The following is a 17,246-nucleotide window of genomic DNA, read 5'->3' on the forward strand; positions in this document are numbered from 1 at the left end:
TCCGAAACCGCGCAGGCACACCGAATACTTCTCGACCGCCATGGCAGGGCGGCCTCTCGTTCACCTCGGAACAGAAGCCGACGTGAGCGGACTGCTCGACCGGTCCGGTCGCCGTCCTGCCGCTTCGGCGACCGCGCACGTGATACGAGCGATCGCCGAGACCGTGGCGCAGCATCCGGACGCTAACTGCACATTCCACCGGCTGCCGTTCCCCATGCTGTCGCGCCCTCGCGACGTCTCGGTGAAGGTCGCATTCGACGTGGAGGTCGACGGTGTGCGGACAGTGCAGTCCGACGTGCTGATGCGAGCCGATCGGCGGACGCCGAGCGAGATCCACGAATGGATGCAGCACGCGCGCAGTCGGATGCAGAACGGCCGTGGGCGTACACGCCTCCTGTCGGCCCTACCGAGGTCCGTCGGCCGCAGTGTGTTCGCGTCGATGACGATTGCGCCTGTGCGACATCGTTTCCTGGGCACGATTGCGGTGACGTCGCTGGCACACCGTCGCGTCGGTACGTTCTTCTCTGATGGTGGCACGACAGTGACCGTGGGGGTGGGGCATGCGCATCGGCGTCCCACCGTGCAGGACGACAGCATCGAGATTCGGAGCGTTCTTCCACTGTCGATGACCTTCGATCACAGGGTCATCGACGGCGCGCTCGCGGCCGACATTCTGGGAGACCTCGTTCGGCATTTGGAGCGGTGCACGGTACCCGCCTCCCACACCCGATCGGAAGTGTGATGATGAATTACCTCGACGAAGTGAAAACGCACGTCCTGCTCCACGGTCGCGCGCAGGGTATCGATGCGGCGGAATGTCGCAGGGTCCTCGGTACGATCCGAACGCTCGAGGACGACGAGCACGGCTGGGCATCACGGTGGACGGCCGAGGCCTCGAAGTATCGTGAGCGGGGACGTGCGCTGGATGCGATCGCTCGCGACAATCTGGCACGATTTCCGTTCGCAGCGACGGAAATGCAGGAGAACGCATCGGCCCGTGCAGTATTCGAGTTCGGGAAATGGGCACGTTCGTCCGGGGTCGCGGAGAACCTCGCGGTGGAGTACAACGGCTCCCGGACGACCGCATGGTTCGGCTCCGTGGACACCGACGGACCGGCCCCTCTGGTGGTCGTACTCGGGGGCATCGTCAGTCCCAAAGAGCAGTGGGGGCGATTGCTTCCTCATTTCCGGAAACTCGGCATCGCAGCCGTCGTGATCGATCTGCCGGGGGTGGGCGCACACCGGAGCGCGCTCTACGGACCGGACTCCGAAGGCTACGTTTCGGCTGTCGTCGATGCCGCGGCGACCCGCATGCGACTGTCCGGTGTCTACGGCCTGGCCATGAGTTTCGGGGGCACGGTGATGCTTCGTGCGGCGGCGGCCGACCCGAGAATCCGAGGGGTTGTTGCGGTCGGATCTCCCACGCAGTACACCTTCGTCGATCCCTGGGTGCAGAAGGCGATGCCGGCGATCACCCGTCGTACGCTCGAGTCGGTCACCGGCGCACAGGACCTCCCGTCGCTGTTGCCGGAACTTGCGCTCGATCGGCAGCACCTCGGCCGTTTGATGATTCCGGTCCACTACATCCGAAGTCTGCGGGACGAGATCGTGCCGACAGCGGACGCGAATGTGCTGATCGCCCATCTCGCTCGGGCAGCGGTCGTCGATTTCGACGATGTGCACGGATCGCCCCATCACGCCGACGCGGTGAGGATGCGCTCGTTGTCCGCGCTGCTCGAGATGATCCGTCCCGGCTCCCTGTCTGCCCGGACGTTGTCTGCAGTGCTGATGGCAGGTGAACGGGTTTCGCTCGTATCGCCCGTCGATCTGGGCAGGAGGGTGCCGGCATGACCCCGACGGTGGTGTGTTTCCATCACGCCGGAGGAAGCGCTGCCGCATACCGGGACTGGGGATCCGAGCACGACCTCCGTATCCATGCGGTGTGCCTGCCCGGGCGGGACGGACGGCGGAACGAACCGTCGCCGACGTCCATGGACTCGCTGGTCGAGCAACTCGACGACGAGCTCGGTGAGCTACTCGCCACCGAGCATGTCCTCTTCGGGCACAGCATGGGTGGGACGATCGCTTACGAGTTGGCGTTGCGGCGAATGCGCCGCAACGCCCGGTTGCCGCTCGCGATGATCGTGGTGGCGTCGAATCCGCCGCATCTGCAGCCCGCGGGTCTCCCACTCGACGAGATGACCGATCTCGAGATCGCGCGTTCGCTCACCGAACTCGGTGGTATCCCGCCGATACTGCTCGAGAGGCCCGAATGGCTCGGGCCGCTCATGCGCCCGGTCAAGGACGATCTGCGGTTGTGTCGTAGCGCGCGAGTGGTCGGTGATGCCGAGCTGGCGCCGCTGCCGGTGTCGCTCCACGTGATCGGGGGAAGCCGTGACCGGCTCGCGCCCCCGGAGCGACTGGCGACCTGGCGCCTCCACGCCGGTCGGGACTTCTCCCTCTCGATCCTCGACGGCGCCGGCCATTTCCTCGTGACGGAGAATCGTTCGGAAGTGACCGCGTTGGTAGCCGCGGTCGTCGACCGTACCCGGGTGGGTGTGCTGTGAGCACTGTCGAACGATTCCCGTCCGGCACCCGCGACGACATCCGGCATGACCCGCGGGGGCAACGTGCACTCGTCGTGGCTGCCGTCGGCTTCTGGCTCGCATTCTTCGCGCCGACGCAGGTGCTCCTGGCGCTGACGGCCGCAGAGATCGCTCCGGACTCGAAGGCGCGGTTGTTCGGAACGGTCACGGCGGTGGGAAGTCTCGTTCTCCTGTGTGCGTACCCGGCTTGGGGTGTCGTGTCGGACAGGTTCCGATACCGATGGGGGAGAAGACCGTTCGCGATCATCGGTACCGGTGTTTCGGTGGGTGCCCTGATCTGGTGTTCGATGGTTCGGGACCCCGCCGCCCTCGTGCTCGCCTGGGCCTGTGCACAGGTGGGGCTGGGCGCCCTGCAGTGCAGTATCGAAGCGACGTTCGCCGACAGGACCCACCCTTCGCGCCGATCTCGGATGGCGGGCGTGCTCTCCGCTGCGCAGATGGGCGGGGCATTGATCGGATCGGTCATCGCAACGGCCGCGCCCGACGCCTCCACCGGCTACCTCCTCGTCGCAGCGGCCACCGTGCTCACAGTGGGCCCGTTTTTCGGGAACGCGGGTTCCGTCTCAGCGGAGCATGCGGAGTACACGGGGTCCGGGCCGGATCCGGACGAGGCCGGAGAGGATGCGAGCGGAGTCCGGGTCGATCTCGTCCTCGCCTGGGTGGGGCGATTGTGCGTGATGTTCGGACTCGGTTGCGTGACGCAGTTCCTCCTCTACTTCGTGACCGACCACCTCGGGGCGGACCGCCCGGACCGTGCAGTGCTCGTACTCACCCTCGGATTCGTGGTGACCTCGGCGTTGTGTTCGGTGATGTCCGGACGAGTCGCGGCACGGCTCGGTGACGGTCGGGCGGTGTCTTTGGCGGGGGCACTGTGCGCCGGAGTCGCGTTGTTCGCCTTCGACGCCACGACTTCGTTGTCATGGACGTTCGTTGCGGCCATCGGCTTCGGTACCGGCCTCGGAATCTGCCTCGGCGCCGGATTCGGGGTCATCACAGCACGTTTGCGCTCCCCTCGGCGTCACGGAAGGGATCTCGGCATTTTCAACATGGCCGTGGTGCTACCCCAGCTCGTGGCGCCGTTGGCCGCGGTCCGTCTGCTGGAATCGACGGGTTCCTACGGATCTCTTTTCCGGTTCGCGGGTCTCACCATCGTCGTGGGCGGGGTGGCGATGTTCTGCGTGGGCCGCACCGATCGCCGTCACGGAGAAGAGGCAATGCGGTGACCGCTTCGGCAGACGTTCATCTTCCCGGGCGCCCCCGGGCGAACACCTCCGTGCTCGTACTGGTATCACTCGCGGTCACCGTCGTCATCTTCAACAACACGGCCGTGAATGTCGCCCTGCCCGCGATGGCTGCGGAATTGACCCTGTCCGATGCCGCGATGCGGCTCGTCGTGGTCTCCTACTCCGTGACGTTCGCAGCATTGCTGCTCCCGGCAGGATATGTGTGCGGACGGTGGGGTGCGCGCCGGGCCCTCGTGACGGGGCTGTGGGTGGCGTCACTCGGCGCCTGTGCGGCCTGGGCCGTCCCCACCGAGATCGGGGTGATCGCCGGTCGCACCCTCATCGGGGCGGGCGCGGCGTTCGTCATGCCTGCAACTCTCGCGGTCGCGGTCGAGACGTCGCCACCGGAGCGTCGATCGCGGGCCATCGCGGTCTGGACGGCGGTGTCGGTGGCCGGCGCCGCGGGAGGGCCGGTTCTCGGCGGTGCACTGGTGGATACCTTCGGATGGGTGTCGATCTTTGTCGCCGTCACCTGCAGTGCCGCCGCGGTGGCGGTGACGGTGACGGTCGGTGTTCCGCCTCTCGCGCCACAACGCACGGACGGATTCGCAGTATTCACCACGTTCCTCCGGATACTCGGCACAGCACCGCTTCTCGTCGCCCTCACGGTCCTGTCCGATCTTCCCGTCATCGCGCTGGTGTGTGTCGTGGTGTCGGCCTCCGCCTGGGTGACCCTCGCGTGGCGGCGGCGACGACGTCCTCATGGGGGGTCGGCGCCGGCCGGATGGGAGACGAGAAGCTTCCTCGGTGCATCGGTGGCGAACATGCTGATGTTCTTCGCCGTTGCAGGCTCGCTGTTCGTGCTCACGCAGCTGTTGCAGTACGCCTTCGGGTTCTCGCCCTTCGCAGCCGGCCTGGCGGTCACACCGGTCACCATCGCCATGATCGTCGGAACGATCCTGTCCGGACCGCTGGCGAGCGCCTGGGGGGTCCGTGCAGGCGCGGTCGGCGGGTTGCTCGTCGTTGCGTCGGCGGCGCTGTCGATCGCGCTCCTACCCGCCGCACCCGTGGGCGTCACGATCGCGGCGGTGACCGTCGCAGGAACGGGTGTGGGTGTCGCTCTGCCTCTGGTGACCGAGTCGATGGTGGCGAGTGCACCACCTTCTCGAGTGGGGGACGCCGCCGCGGTGAACGACACGATGCAGGAGATCGGATTCTCCGCCGGGGTGGCCGTGGTCGGGGGAGCCCTCGCCCTGGCGTACCGATTCGCCGGGACCGGTTCGGGGGACGCTGCTGCGGCGGGTCTCGTCATCGTCGACGCTCGCGCGGCAGGCGATGCGGTCGCTCTCGCCGAGGCCGTTGCGGAGTTCCGGACGGCCACACAATGGGCGTTCTCCGCAGCAGCGCTCGTCGTCGGGATCGGAGCCGTGGTCGCATTCCGCCTTCTTCCGCCCCGTCGCACCATCAACCCGAGTACGACATGAGAGGACTGCCATGACAGACCTGAGTGCAACCGCCGCGGTCGCTTTCCGCGGCCCGTTCGCACTACTCGCCGTTGCCCGTACCGAAACACCCGACGCTGTCGCTCTTCGCACGGTGGACGGCACAATGTTCTCCTACGACCGGCTGTGGGACCGCACGGTCGAGGTCGCGGCCCAACTGGCGCGTCTCGGGGTCGGCCCTGGAGAACGGGTCGTTGTGCGCATGTCCGCCACCCCCGATGCCGTCGCCGTTGCGTTCGCAGTGTGGGGGCTGGGAGCGACCTATGTGCCGCTCCACCCACAACTGACCGACACCCAGTTGGAAGGAATCGTCGAGGACTGCCGACCGGTACTGGTGGTGGACGGCGCCCTCACCGATCCGTCGGACCCACTCGATCCACCGCACCTCGTGGCGCACGAGCCGTCGGCACTCGCCGCATTGATGTACACCTCCGGAAGTACGGCTGCCCCCAAAGGAGTGCGGTGCCCGGCGTCCGCGATGGAGTTCGGCGTGCACGCGATACAACAGCGGCTGAACTATCGTGCCGACGACACGATCGCCCTGCTGTCGCCGCTGTCGTTCGACTACGGGCTGTACCAGCTCTTGCTCGCATTCTCGGTAGGCGCGCAGGTCGTGCTCGCCGATGCTGCGCGCGCCACCGAGATGCTCGCCGTGATCCGACGCATCGACGTCACGGTTCTGCCCGTCGTACCGCCGGTCGCCCACATGTTGTACGCATTGCTACGACGGTCCGGTCCCGCATGCTCGGTTCGCATGGTCACCAGTACCGGAGCCGACCTGTCGGAGTCCCGTATCGCCGAGTTACGGGAGGTGTTGCCGTGCGCCGCGATCGTGGCCATGTACGGCATCACCGAGTGCAAGCGGGTGACCGTGGCCGAACCGGATCTCGACCGGATCCGTCCCGGAAGCGTCGGTCGCCCCCTGCCCGGTACCGCGGTGACGATCCTGGACGAGAACGGCAGGCCCGTCGAACCCGGTTCGGTCGGACAGATCGTCGTGTCCGGACCGAACGTGATGGACGGGTACTGGGAGCAGCCCGAGATGACAACGGAGAGGTTCGGACGGTGGCCGGACGGCACCGCATTCCTTCGCACCGGTGACTACGGATATGTCGACGACGACGGTTACCTGTACTTCCGAGGGCGGCGTGACGACATTTTCAAGACGAAGGGTGTGCGTGCCAGCGTCACCGAGATCGCCGCTGCAGTGGAGCGGGTTCCCGGGATACGCGAGGTCGTCGTGATCCCACCGCGCGGCGATCGTGAACTGGCGGTCGTGGTGACCGGAAGCGTATCCGCGAGTGACGTTGTCGACGACCTGCACCGAAGGCTCGAGCCCCAGAAAGTTCCGGGACTGTGTGTCGTTGTCGACCGAATGCCTCTGACTGCCAACGGAAAGATCGACACACGGCGTGTGATCCGCGAATTCGAGGAGAACCAGTGACAAACCACTCGACGAGTACCGGCGACCTGTACGAAGGCATCGCGGCCGAGTTCGGGACGCCGGTGTACATCTTCCGTGCAGAGTCGATCGAGCAGGCGGTAGCCGACCTGCGTGCGGCTCTTCCCGGCGGAAGCGAAATCTACTTCTCGCTCAAGGCGAATCCCAACAGCGATGTCGGAGCGATACTGAGAGCGGCCGGTTGCCGGGCGGAGATCAGCTCCGTCGGCGAACTCGCGGCGGCGCTCGCGGCGGGTTTCGATCCTGCAGAAGCGCTGTATACGGGCCCGGGTAAGACGGAAGGCGAGATCGGTACCGCGCTCGATGCCGGCGTACGTAATTTCTCCTGCGAATCCGTGCGCGACTTGCGTCGTGTCGCCTCTGCCGCGGAACGGAGAAGTTCCGTGGCCGACTGCCTTCTGCGCGTGAACGCACCGTCGGCCCCGGGGCAGGGTGCGATGCGGATGACGGGAACCCCCTCGCAGTTCGGGATCGACCTCGACAGTGTGGAGGTGCTCCCCATGGACCTCGTGATCGCGGGCGCACGCGTTCACGGTTTCCATTTCTATCCGATGAGCAACGCCACCGACGAGGACGCCCTGATCGAGGAAATCGTCAACAGCATCCGGTACGCGGTGGAACTGTCGGAGAGGTGGGAGATCCCGCTCGAAGTCCTGGATCTCGGCGGTGGCTTCGCCGCCCCGTACGGAGTGGAGGGCTCCCGCCCGCTGTATCCCTCCCTGCGGGAGTCCGTCGAGTTCGAACTCGACCGTCGCCTACCCGGATGGCGTGAGGGCAATCCGAAGGTGGTCTTCGAGTCCGGTCGGTATCTCACGTGTGACAGCGGTACGCTCGTGGCGCGTGTGCTCGACGTGAAACGTAGCCGTGACAAGGATTTCGTGGTGACGGACACCGGTATCCACCACGTGGGCGGTTTGTCCGGAATCGGACGTGTGCTGCCGATGCGTGCGAGCGCGGCGCTCGGCCCTTCGGCCTCCGATGGAGCCCCGGCGGCCGGTGCTGTCGTCGGTCCGTTGTGTACCCCGGCCGACGTCCTGAATCGTCATATCGAATTCGGCGACATCGCACCGGGTCGGATCATCTCCGTCCCCAATGTGGGGGCGTACGGCCTGTCCGCCAGTCTCATGGGTTTTCTCTCGCGCCCGGCGCCGGTCGAGGTCGTCACCCGTGGCCAGCGGGTCGTTGCTGCATCACGTGTTGTATTCGCCAGGGAGGAAGTGTCTTTCGTGCAGGAGAACAAGTCGGACCAGGAGAAGGTGCGGAATTGGGACGAACACTACGAGACGATGCTCCGTTCGGTACTGCCGAGGCTCGACGCGGCAGCCGAGATCACGCCGCACGAGACGCTGCAGGCGCTCGGCATCGATTCGCTCGCGCTGGTCCATCTCCTCGGAACGGTCGAGGCGCATTACGCGGTGACGGTACCCGACGAGGCGTTGTTCGACGGTCGGTGCGATACCCCGTTGGGGCTGTGGGAGGTGATCCGGTCACAGGCCGGGTCGCGCATCGAAAGCGGTGAGTGGCACACATCGGTTTGACCCTTTGATTTCCTGAAGATGAAGTCCTGGTGTAGAATTCGGTACGGTTCGGAACCCCGTCCAAGCTGGGATCTGTTACGCCTGTGAATCCGCTCACAGTCGCGATCGCCGGTTTTCCCGCCGTATGTCCGGCTGTAGAGTTCTCCCGCGTGGGCATCTGCCCCTGTGTGCCGTATTGCATTCGGCCATAAAGCATTCGAGTGATATGACATTGTGCCGGGACGGGGGGACTGTTGTGGCTGTTGCGTCGGATCGGGTGAGCGATGTGGCCGTGCTCGGTGAACTGGAGATCACCGTGGGCGGGGCGCGTCACGAGTTGCCCTCGGGGAACCGGATACGTGCCCTGTGGGTGTGCCTCGTGCTGGAACCGCAACGGACCGTACCGGTCGATGTTCTCATCGACGCGGTCTGGGGATCCGAGCCGCCACGTCGCGCCCGCGAATCGATACATGTGTACATCTCGCAGCTGCGTATGTTCGCGCAGAGGTGCGGAGTGGATCCGGGTCTGATCGAAACGAAGAACCGTGGTTACCGGTTGGCGGTGGACCGTCACGTGGTGGACTGGTGTCGGGTCCTCGTGGAATACGACACGGCGCGCGAACTCCACCGGAAGAGCAGTCTTCCGGAGTCGATCGCAGCCCTCGACAAGGCTGCCGCCGATTTCCACAAGCCGATCCTCGGCGGTGCGCAGGGGGGTACGAAGCTCGGCGCCTTCGTGCAGAAGATGGAGGAAGTCGAGCTGGCGCTCATCGAACTGCGGAACGAAGTGATGCTCGATATGGGTGAGTTGCACACGGTGGTCTCGGAGCTTCAGGCCCTGGTATTCGAATACCCGGTGCACGAGACTCTCCACGGGCAGTTGATGCGGGCACTGTTCCGGTCGGGTCGCCAGATCGAGGCTCTCGAGGTGTACAGCAAGTTGCGCGAAGACCTGAGTGACGGATTCGGAGTCGAACCGGGCTCGGATATCCGCGCGATCCATCGTTCGATCCTGGCGTCGCAGTCAGGGCGGCCCAGCGTTCAGGTGGCCCTCTGACCTCCGGTTCCGCTTCGGATCCGCACGCATCCGGTCGCCATCGGAACACGTCGGCCGCCCTGGTGGAATGATGCGTGGTGTTCGGTGACGAAGGGATGGGGCGACACATGATCGGGATCAGCCGCGACGGCGACGTCGTGACCGTGGAACTGCAACGCGAAGAGCGTCGTAACGCGCTCAACACGCAGCTGTGCGTGGAGATCCGCGAAGCGGTGGACAAGGCCGTGGCGGACGACGCGCGTGTCGTGGTGATCACCGGGCGGGGCACGAGCTTCTGCGCCGGGGCCGATCTCTCCGGCGACGTCTACGCCGAAGGATTCACCGACAGCCTCGCCGAGATGCTGCGCACCATCGTGGACGCCCCGATCCCGGTGATCGCGGCCGTCAACGGCCCGGCCATCGGTGCCGGCACCCAACTGACGCTCGCGGCGGATCTGAGGGTCGTGGCGCCCACTGCGCGTTTCGCGGTTCCTGCTGCGCGCCTGGGCATCTCGGTGGACCGCTGGACGGTCCGGCGACTCGCCTCACTCATCGGCGGCGGTCCCGCACGCGCGGTCTTCCTCGCCGCCGAACCCGTCCCCGCCGAGGAAGCTCTCGCGCGTGGGCTCGCCAATCGCATCGGCGACCTCGCCGACGCGCAGGCCTGGGCGCACGAGATCGCGAAGCTCGCGCCGCTGTCGCTGAACGCGATGAAGTTGTTCCTCAACGACGACGGCACCCGCGACGAGGCCACGCCCGAGCAGACCGCCGCACTCGCCGCGGCGTGGCTCAGCGAGGACGCCCAGGAGGCCAGGCTCGCTCGTGCCGAGCGCCGCGACCCGACCTTCCGCGGACGATGAACATCCGGTCCGCCGTCTCGGCAGCGCTCGCCGGAGCAGGCACGCTGTGGGTCGCGCGCGCCGTGAACGGCCTGCCCGGTTCCATCGGCGCCTCGGTCTCCGACATCCGTCCCTACGCCGCCGCGTCGCCCCGCTACCGCGACGGTCGTTTCCACAACACCGACCCTGCGTCCGTGCTCGGCGCCGAGGCGGCGGGCGGTTTCGCGAAAGACCTGCTCACCCGCGGGTCGCGGGGGAGACCTCGCACCGAGGTGCCGTTGTCGACCTATCTCGCGCCGGTCGACGCGGCGGAACTCGCCGTGACGTGGTTCGGGCACTCGACCGCCCTCGTCGAGGTCGACGGCTACCGGGTGCTGTGCGACCCGGTGTGGAGCGAGCGCGTGTCACCCTCACCGACTGTCGGCCCGGCACGTCTGCATCCGGCGCCGGTCGAACTGCAGACCCTGCCGCGCCTCGACACGGTGGTGATCTCGCACGACCACTACGACCATCTCGACCGATTCACGGTCGAGAGCCTCGCCGTGCTGCAGCCGACCGTCCGGTTCGTCGTGCCGCTCGGGGTGGGCGCGCACCTGCGCCGCTGGCGGATCGCCGAGGAACGCATCGTCGAACTCGACTGGGACGAACACGTCGAGGTGGACGGCCTGCGCATCACGTGCACCGAGGCCCGGCACTTCTCCGGGCGCGGCCTGCAGCGCAACATCACGTTGTGGTCGTCGTGGGTGTTCACCGGGCCGACGCGCCGGGTGTTCTTCGGCGGCGACAGCGGGTACACCCCGCGGTTCGCCGACGTCGGCGAGGCCTACGGCCCGTTCGACCTGACATTGCTGCCCGTGGGCGCCTACGACAAGCGATGGCCCGACGTGCACATGAACCCCGAGGAGGCGGTGCGCACGCATCTCGACCTCGGTGGCGTCGACCGTCACGACAGTCTGTTGGTCCCCGTGCACTGGGGAACCTTCGACCTCGCCTTCCACGCCTGGTCGGAGCCCATCACCCGGCTGCTGCCCGCCGCGCGGGAGTCGGAGGTGACCACCGCGGTGCCGATGCCGGGTCAGCGGATCGACGTGTCGAAGTCCGATGCGTCGAAGTCCGTCGCGGTCGATCCGTGGTGGCTCACGTCGAGCTGATCCCCCTGCCACGGCACCGGTTGTTCGCTTTCGTGCCCTAATCTGGTTCGCCATGGCAGTAGAAGAGCCCACGACGGTGGTGGGAACGGGCGAGGCGCCGGTCCTCGCATCCGACCATGCAGCCACGGGGCTGTCCACCGAGCAGGTCGCCGAGCGTGTGGCACGTGGCCTCACCAACGATGTCCCCGACCGCGCGTCCCGATCGGTCAAGGACATCGTCCGGGCCAACGTGTTCACCCGGATCAACGCGATCCTCGGGGTGCTGCTGCTGATCGTGCTGGCCACCGGCTCGATCATCGACGGCATGTTCGGTCTGCTGATCATCGCGAACAGCGGCATCGGCATCATCCAGGAGGTGCGTGCCAAGCGCACCCTCGACAAGCTGGCCATCGTCAGCCAGACGAAACCCGTCGTGCGCCGGGACGGCATCGCCGCACCGATCGCTCCGCGCGAGGTGGTGCTCGACGACATCATCGAGCTCGGCCCCGGCGACCAGCTGGTCGTCGACGGCGAGGTGGTCGAGGCCCAGGGGCTCGAACTCGACGAGTCGCTGCTGACGGGTGAGTCGGATGCCGTGCACAAGGTGCCCGGCTCGACGGTGATGTCGGGCAGCTTCGTCGCCTCCGGCTCCGGCTCCTACCGTGCGACGAAGGTCGGCCGCGACGCCTACGCGGCGCGACTCGCGGAAGAGGCGAGCAAGTTCACGCTCGTGAAGTCGGAGCTGAACGCGGGCATCAACAAGATCCTGCGTTTCATCACCTACCTGATGATCCCGGCAGGTCTGCTCATCATCTACAACCAGCTCTTCTCCAGCGGCGAGTCGCTCGGCCCCGCGCTGAGCGGCATGGTCGCCGCCCTCGTGCCGATGGTGCCCGAGGGTCTCGTGCTCATGACGTCCATCGCGTTCGCGGTCGGAGTCGTCCGCCTCGGACGTCGTCAGTGCCTCGTGCAGGAGCTGCCGGCGATCGAAGGCCTCGCGCGCGTCGACGTGGTGTGTGCCGACAAGACCGGCACGCTCACCGAGAACGGCATGCGCCTGTCCGATCTCGAGTCCCTCGACGGCAGCGGCCTCGACGAGGCCCGCGCCGCCCTGGCCGCGCTCGCGGCCGACGACCCGCGTCCGAACGCCAGCGTCCTCGCGATCGCCGAGGCGTTCCCCACCGCCCCCGGCTGGGGCGAGCCGACGGCGGTCGCGCCGTTCTCGTCGGCGAAGAAGTGGAGCGGCCAGTCGTACGGCACCCACGGCAACTGGCTGCTCGGCGCACCCGACGTGCTGCTCGACCCCGGCACCGAGGCGGCGCGACGCGCCGAGGAACTCGGCTCGAGCGGGCTGCGGGTGCTGCTCCTCGCATGCAGCGACCGCCCGGTCGACGACGAACTCGCCCCCGGCACGGTCACGCCCGTCGCGCTCGTCGTCCTCGAACAGCGGGTGCGCCCGGACGCGAAGCCGACCCTCGAGTACTTCGCCGGCCAGCAGGTCGACGTCAAGGTCATCTCCGGCGACAACGCGATCGCCGTCGGTGCGGTCGCCTCGTCGCTCGGCCTGCCGGGTAGCGCGTCTCCCATCGACGCGCGTTCCCTGCCGGAGGGCGAGAACGAACTCGCCGACGTCGTCGAAGGCTCGACGACCTTCGGCCGGGTCCGTCCCGATCAGAAGCGCTCGATGGTCGGCGCGCTGCAGTCGCGCGGTCACACCGTCGCGATGACCGGCGACGGCGTCAACGACGTGCTCGCCCTCAAGGACGCCGACATCGGAGTCGCGATGGGGTCGGGCAGTCCCGCGACCCGCGCGGTCGCACAGATCGTCCTTCTCGACAACAAGTTCGCGACGCTGCCCTACGTGGTGGCCGAGGGTCGCCGGGTCATCGGCAACATCGAACGCGTCTCCAACCTGTTCCTCACCAAGACGGTGTACTCGGTGCTGCTCGCCTTCCTGGTGGGCGTGTCGGGTGTGCTGTCGCAGGTGTTCGACTTCGAGCCGTTGCCCTATCCGTTCCTGCCCCGGCACGTGACGATCGCGGCGTGGTTCACCATCGGCATCCCCGCCTTCCTGCTGTCGCTGGCACCGAACAACGAGCGGGCACGCTCGGGCTTCGTCTCCCGCGTGATGCGACTGGCGATCCCCTCGGGCGTGGTCGTCGGTGTGGCGACCTTCGTCTGTTACGTGCTCGTCTACGGCGGCCCGGAGCAGACCGAGCAGCAGAAGATCCAGGCCGGCACCTCGGCCCTGATCACCCTGCTGATCATCGCGCTGTGGGTGCTCGCCGTGGTCGCCCGCCCGTACCAGTGGTGGAAGATCGTGCTGCTCGCCGGTTCGGTGCTCGGTTACGTGATCCTGTTCTCCGTGCCGTTCACCCGGGAGTTCTTCGCGCTCGATCCGTCGAACGTCGCGTACTCGACGATCGCGGTGACGTGTGGGCTGATCGGAGTCGTCCTCGTCGAGGCCCTGTGGTGGGTGTCGGGACGTCTCCACGGGGAGCATCGCCGCCTGTTCGCCGCCTCCGGCGATCTGCTCCCGGGCGTACACTGACCCGCAGCGCACGGATCGGTGCGCCCGAACCTCACAGCGATCCGACGAGGGAAGGACCGAACGATGGGTTTCATGGATTCGGTGAAGGGCCTTGTGAACAAGGGCAAGGACTACGCCTCGAAGAACCCCGACAAGGCCGATCAGTTCATCGAGAAGGTCGGAGACCAGGTGGACGGACGTACCGGCGGGAAGTACACCCAGCACGTCGACAAGGCGCAGGACGCCGCCCGTCAGCATCTGGGTACCACCGACAATCCCGCACCGGGCGCGCAGCCCGGACCCGGCGGGGAGCCCGGTCCGGAGGGTGGTCCCGGACCCGAAGCGCAACCGGGTCCGCGTCAGCCCTGATCGAGGCAGGGGCGGCAGCCCCGTTCACGGCAGGTACGGCAGTACGGTGTCGCCGAAAGTGTCGATGAACGGACGCTGATCCGGCCCCACATGGTGCAGATAGATCTCGTCGAAACCGAGTTCGGCGAATTCGCACAAGCGGTCGACGTGTTCGGCGGGATCGTCGGACACGATCACCGCGCCCTCGAGAGCGCCGTCGTCGAGTTCGGCGGCGTGGGCCTCGAATTCCTCGGGCGTGGCGAGTTCTGCCATGAGTTCCGGCGGTAGGGCGTTCGTCGCCCACTGTTCCCGCGCGATCTCCCGAGCGCGTTCCCGCGTGGGCGCCCAACTCAGATGGACCTGCAGCACGGTCCGTCCGCGACCGCCCCCGTCGCGGTAGGCGCCGAGGATCCGCCGCAGGTCCTCGAGCGGGGCGTTCACGGTGACGAGACCGTCGACCCGGTCGGCGAAACGACCGGCCGTCCCGGGAGTCAGTGCGGGCAGCAGAATGTCGGGAGGAGTCTCCGGCCGGTCCCAGACCCGTCCGCGGTCGACCTTCACCGCGCCGTCGTGGTCGACGACTTCGCCCGCGTGCAGGCGTCGCACGATGTCGAGGTTCTCGCCGAGCAGTTGCTGCCGTTCCTCCTTGGGCGGCCAGGCGACTCCGGACATGCGTTCGTTGCAGTGCTCGCCGCTGCCGAGTGCGAACCAGAAGCGCTGCGGGAACATCGATGCCAGAGTGGCGGTGGCCTGGGCGGTGACGACCGGGTGGTAGCGGAAGCCGGTCGCGGTGACGACACCGAAACGTAGGTCCGTGGTGGCCAGGGCCGCTCCGAGCCACGACCACGCGAACCCCGAGTGCCCCTGGTGACGCGACCACGGTTCGATGTGGTCCGAGCACATGGCCGCCCCGAAACCGGCCGCTTCCGCGAGCCGGACGTCCTCGAGCAGGCGGGATGGGGACGCCTGTTCGTGTGAGGCGTGAAAACCTATCAGCGTCATACCTGTCCGCTCCTCCGGTCGATCGGCGATCAGTACTTCTTCGATGAGGGTCAGTGCAGCCGTCATGAGTGCGAGATGGCTCAGCCCCTGGGGGAGATTGCCGAGGAAGGTGCCGTCCTCGGCGATCATCTCCGAGTACAGGCCCACATCGTTGGCGAGCGGTACGAGTTCGCCCATCAGTTCGGTGGCCTCGTCGGTCCGTCCCGTCTCGGCCAGCGCCGCGACCATCCAGAACGCGCAGGCGACGAACGTCCCTTCCTCCTTGTCGGCGCCGCTGAACCGGTAGAGCAGCGGCCCGCGACCGAGTTCCCGTCGCAGGGCGTCGCAGGTGGCCTGCATTCGCGGACCCCGGTCGTACCCGCCGACGGCTCCGAGCAGGACGGACGCGTCCAGCCGATCGGTGCCGGGATAGGCGGTGTAGCAACCCAGTTCGTCCGACCAGCAGTTCTCCTCGATCCAGTCGCGGATGAGATCGCGTTCGCGCCGCCAGCGATCCGCTGTCCCCGGGATCTGCCCGACCCCGGCGAGACGGACGGCGCGGTCGAGCGCGTGCCAGCAGCTCATCTTCGAGTTCGTGTAATGCTCGCGTTCGAGCAGCTCCCAGATGCCGTGATCGGCCTGCTGCCAGACATCGCAGGTGTGGTCGGCGATGCGGGCGAGCAGACGCGCGGTCGCGATGTCGAGCACGTAACCCTCACTGCTGTAGAGGGTCACGATCTCGAACAGGTCGCCGTAGATTCCGAGCTGCAATTGGCCTGCGGCCCGGTTCCCCTCGACCACCGGGCCGACGCCGCGCCAGCCCGGAACGTCCAGTCGCCGTTCGTCGTCGGGAGTTCCGCCGTCGAGCCGGGTGAACACCTCCGCGTCGGCGCCCTGATCGCGCACCACGCGGAGCAACCAGCTCATCGCGGCGTGCACCTCCTCGCGATCGCCGAGACGGATCAGCGCGTGCAGGGTATAGGCGGCGTCGCGCACCCAGGCGAAACGGTAGTCCCAGTTCTTCTCGCCGTCCGGGCTTTCCGGAACGGACGTCGTCGCCGCTGCGGCGATCGCGCCCGATCGGTTCTGCAACAGTTTCAGTGCGAGCGCGCTCCGGATCACCGCGTCGGCCCACGGCCCGTCGTAGTGCAGGAGCGACGACCACTGCTTCCACCGGTCGACGGTGCGGTCGATGTTGGCGTCGATCGCGTCGGCGTCGGGCAACGGCAGGGGTTCGTTCTCCGTCGACAGCACGGCGATCAGGTGCCGGGATCCGGCCGAAGTGACGAAGCCGCCGCCGATCGAGCGGTGCTCGATCATCGGTTCGCCCGTGCCGGACGTGCGTACCCCGATGCTCACGGTCCCCACGCGCAGGACGGGGCCGTGTTCGGTCCGGTCGCACCAGGGCTGGTACCGGCCCAGTCCGGTGCCGGGGACGACCGTCCAGCGCATCGCGACCTCGCCGTCCAGGCCCTCGACGCGGCGGGCGAGCTCACCCCACGGCAACCGCCCGGCGACGCCCGTGTCGATCGAATCGGTCACGCGGACCCGGCCCTGCGCGGTGGTGAAGACGGTGCTCAGCACGTTCGTACCCGTCACGTATGCGCGTTCTACGGTGAACTCGGCGACAGGCTGCAACTCGACGGAACCGCCCGCCGGTGCATCGAGCAGTCGTGCGAAGACCGGGTGCGAATCGAGGAGCGGAACCGGATACCAGTCCACCGAACCGTCCTCGGCGACGAGGGCGACGGTGTCACCGTCACCCAGCGCGGCATAGGTGCGCAGGTCCGCATAGCCGTCGTCGTCGCGGGCTGGGATCACACGCACTCCTCGCTGGGGCCGGGTACACGGCGGTCGATCGGTTGCATACCCCGGCTGCGTCGGGGCAAACGACCTGCCGGTCTCGCTGCGAGATCGGGTGTGCGGGCGCGTCGTGGAAGCAGGAGGGGCGGGGCGAACGGCATCCGGCAGGGTGGCCGAAGAAGAAGACGTGGCCGCCGTGTATCCGGGATTCGTTGTGCCACAGCGAATTTTTCACATCTTCTCGACATTGTGCAGGTAAGGGCGTGCAG

At 67.3% G+C, this 17,246-nt stretch carries 13 protein-coding genes and 1 pseudogene; 12 read left to right on the top strand and 2 right to left on the bottom strand.

Annotation, left to right across the window (positions count from 1 at the left end; all coding sequences use genetic code 11):
- The first annotated feature begins 82 nt into the window (after positions 1-82).
- The 12 genes from KXC42_RS04410 (at position 83) to KXC42_RS04465 (ending at position 14,214) form a co-directional block, all read left to right on the top strand.
- Positions 83-742: a 2-oxo acid dehydrogenase subunit E2 gene (locus KXC42_RS04410; RefSeq protein WP_219129972.1), complete on the top strand. Its 660-nt coding sequence runs from the start codon at positions 83-85 to the stop codon at positions 740-742.
- Positions 742-1,851 carry an alpha/beta fold hydrolase gene (locus KXC42_RS04415; protein ID WP_064852727.1) on the top strand — a complete coding sequence of 370 codons (1,110 nt, stop codon included), beginning with the start codon at positions 742-744 and terminating at the stop codon, positions 1,849-1,851. The genes KXC42_RS04410 and KXC42_RS04415 overlap by 1 nt, the downstream gene beginning before the upstream one ends.
- A complete protein-coding gene (locus KXC42_RS04420; protein ID WP_083543557.1) occupies positions 1,848-2,567 on the top strand; it encodes a thioesterase II family protein in 720 nt (239 codons plus the stop codon). Before KXC42_RS04415 ends, KXC42_RS04420 begins: the two co-directional genes overlap by 4 nt.
- Positions 2,564-3,829, top strand: coding sequence for an MFS transporter (locus KXC42_RS04425; protein WP_064852096.1), 1,266 nt, complete (start codon positions 2,564-2,566; stop codon positions 3,827-3,829). The genes KXC42_RS04420 and KXC42_RS04425 overlap by 4 nt, the downstream gene beginning before the upstream one ends.
- Positions 3,826-5,313, top strand: coding sequence for an MFS transporter (locus KXC42_RS04430; protein ID WP_064852097.1), 1,488 nt, complete (start codon positions 3,826-3,828; stop codon positions 5,311-5,313). The genes KXC42_RS04425 and KXC42_RS04430 overlap by 4 nt, the downstream gene beginning before the upstream one ends.
- A 10-nt stretch (positions 5,314-5,323) precedes the next feature.
- Complete coding sequence (locus KXC42_RS04435) at positions 5,324-6,775, top strand: class I adenylate-forming enzyme family protein (protein WP_071934428.1); 1,452 nt, start codon at positions 5,324-5,326, stop codon at positions 6,773-6,775.
- The gene (locus tag KXC42_RS04440) at positions 6,772-8,331 is read left to right on the top strand and encodes a phosphopantetheine-binding protein (protein ID WP_082937633.1); all 1,560 of its coding nucleotides are present in this window, start codon (positions 6,772-6,774) and stop codon (positions 8,329-8,331) included. Before KXC42_RS04435 ends, KXC42_RS04440 begins: the two co-directional genes overlap by 4 nt.
- Positions 8,332-8,566: 235 nt before the next feature.
- Positions 8,567-9,367, top strand: coding sequence for an AfsR/SARP family transcriptional regulator (locus KXC42_RS04445; protein WP_197483223.1), 801 nt, complete (start codon positions 8,567-8,569; stop codon positions 9,365-9,367).
- A gap of 107 nt (positions 9,368-9,474) precedes the next feature.
- Positions 9,475-10,206, top strand: a complete 732-nt coding sequence (locus tag KXC42_RS04450; RefSeq protein WP_064852131.1) for an enoyl-CoA hydratase — start codon at positions 9,475-9,477, stop codon at positions 10,204-10,206.
- A complete protein-coding gene (locus KXC42_RS04455; RefSeq protein ID WP_024103115.1) occupies positions 10,203-11,336 on the top strand; it encodes an MBL fold metallo-hydrolase in 1,134 nt (377 codons plus the stop codon). Before KXC42_RS04450 ends, KXC42_RS04455 begins: the two co-directional genes overlap by 4 nt.
- 52 nt (positions 11,337-11,388) lie before the next feature.
- Positions 11,389-13,866: an HAD-IC family P-type ATPase gene (locus KXC42_RS04460; RefSeq protein ID WP_024103116.1), complete on the top strand. Its 2,478-nt coding sequence runs from the start codon at positions 11,389-11,391 to the stop codon at positions 13,864-13,866.
- A gap of 63 nt (positions 13,867-13,929) precedes the next feature.
- Positions 13,930-14,214 carry an antitoxin gene (locus KXC42_RS04465; protein WP_006551618.1) on the top strand — a complete coding sequence of 95 codons (285 nt, stop codon included), beginning with the start codon at positions 13,930-13,932 and terminating at the stop codon, positions 14,212-14,214.
- A 24-nt stretch (positions 14,215-14,238) separates the two neighbouring features.
- On the opposite strand, the gene KXC42_RS04470 is transcribed toward KXC42_RS04465, so the two are convergent.
- Together KXC42_RS04470 and KXC42_RS04475 are read right to left on the bottom strand one after the other, a co-directional pair.
- Positions 14,239-15,195 carry a TIGR03885 family FMN-dependent LLM class oxidoreductase gene (locus KXC42_RS04470; protein ID WP_219130435.1) on the bottom strand — a complete coding sequence of 319 codons (957 nt, stop codon included), beginning with the start codon at positions 15,193-15,195 and terminating at the stop codon, positions 14,239-14,241.
- Positions 15,196-15,261: 66 nt separating this feature from the next.
- A pseudogene (locus KXC42_RS04475) lies at positions 15,262-17,001 on the bottom strand (glycoside hydrolase family 15 protein); the annotation flags it as partial.
- Positions 17,002-17,246 lie beyond the last annotated feature (245 nt).

Source organism: Rhodococcus sp. LW-XY12 (assembly GCF_019317345.1).
GTDB classification, from domain to species: domain Bacteria; phylum Actinomycetota; class Actinomycetes; order Mycobacteriales; family Mycobacteriaceae; genus Rhodococcus; species Rhodococcus pyridinivorans.

Bases quoted from the DNA above. Each gene is read 5' to 3' on its own strand.
- KXC42_RS04415 (WP_064852727.1), top strand. From the start codon at position 742: ATGATGAATTACCTCGACGAAGTGAAAACGCACGTCCTGCTCCACGGT.
- KXC42_RS04420 (WP_083543557.1), top strand. From the start codon at position 1,848: ATGACCCCGACGGTGGTGTGTTTCCATCACGCCGGAGGAAGCGCTGCC.
- KXC42_RS04435 (WP_071934428.1), top strand. From the start codon at position 5,324: ATGACAGACCTGAGTGCAACCGCCGCGGTCGCTTTCCGCGGCCCGTTC.
- KXC42_RS04450 (WP_064852131.1), top strand. From the start codon at position 9,475: ATGATCGGGATCAGCCGCGACGGCGACGTCGTGACCGTGGAACTGCAA.
- KXC42_RS04455 (WP_024103115.1), top strand. From the start codon at position 10,203: ATGAACATCCGGTCCGCCGTCTCGGCAGCGCTCGCCGGAGCAGGCACG.
- KXC42_RS04460 (WP_024103116.1), top strand. From the start codon at position 11,389: ATGGCAGTAGAAGAGCCCACGACGGTGGTGGGAACGGGCGAGGCGCCG.
- KXC42_RS04465 (WP_006551618.1), top strand. From the start codon at position 13,930: ATGGGTTTCATGGATTCGGTGAAGGGCCTTGTGAACAAGGGCAAGGAC.
- KXC42_RS04470 (WP_219130435.1), bottom strand. From the start codon at position 15,195: ATGACGCTGATAGGTTTTCACGCCTCACACGAACAGGCGTCCCCATCC.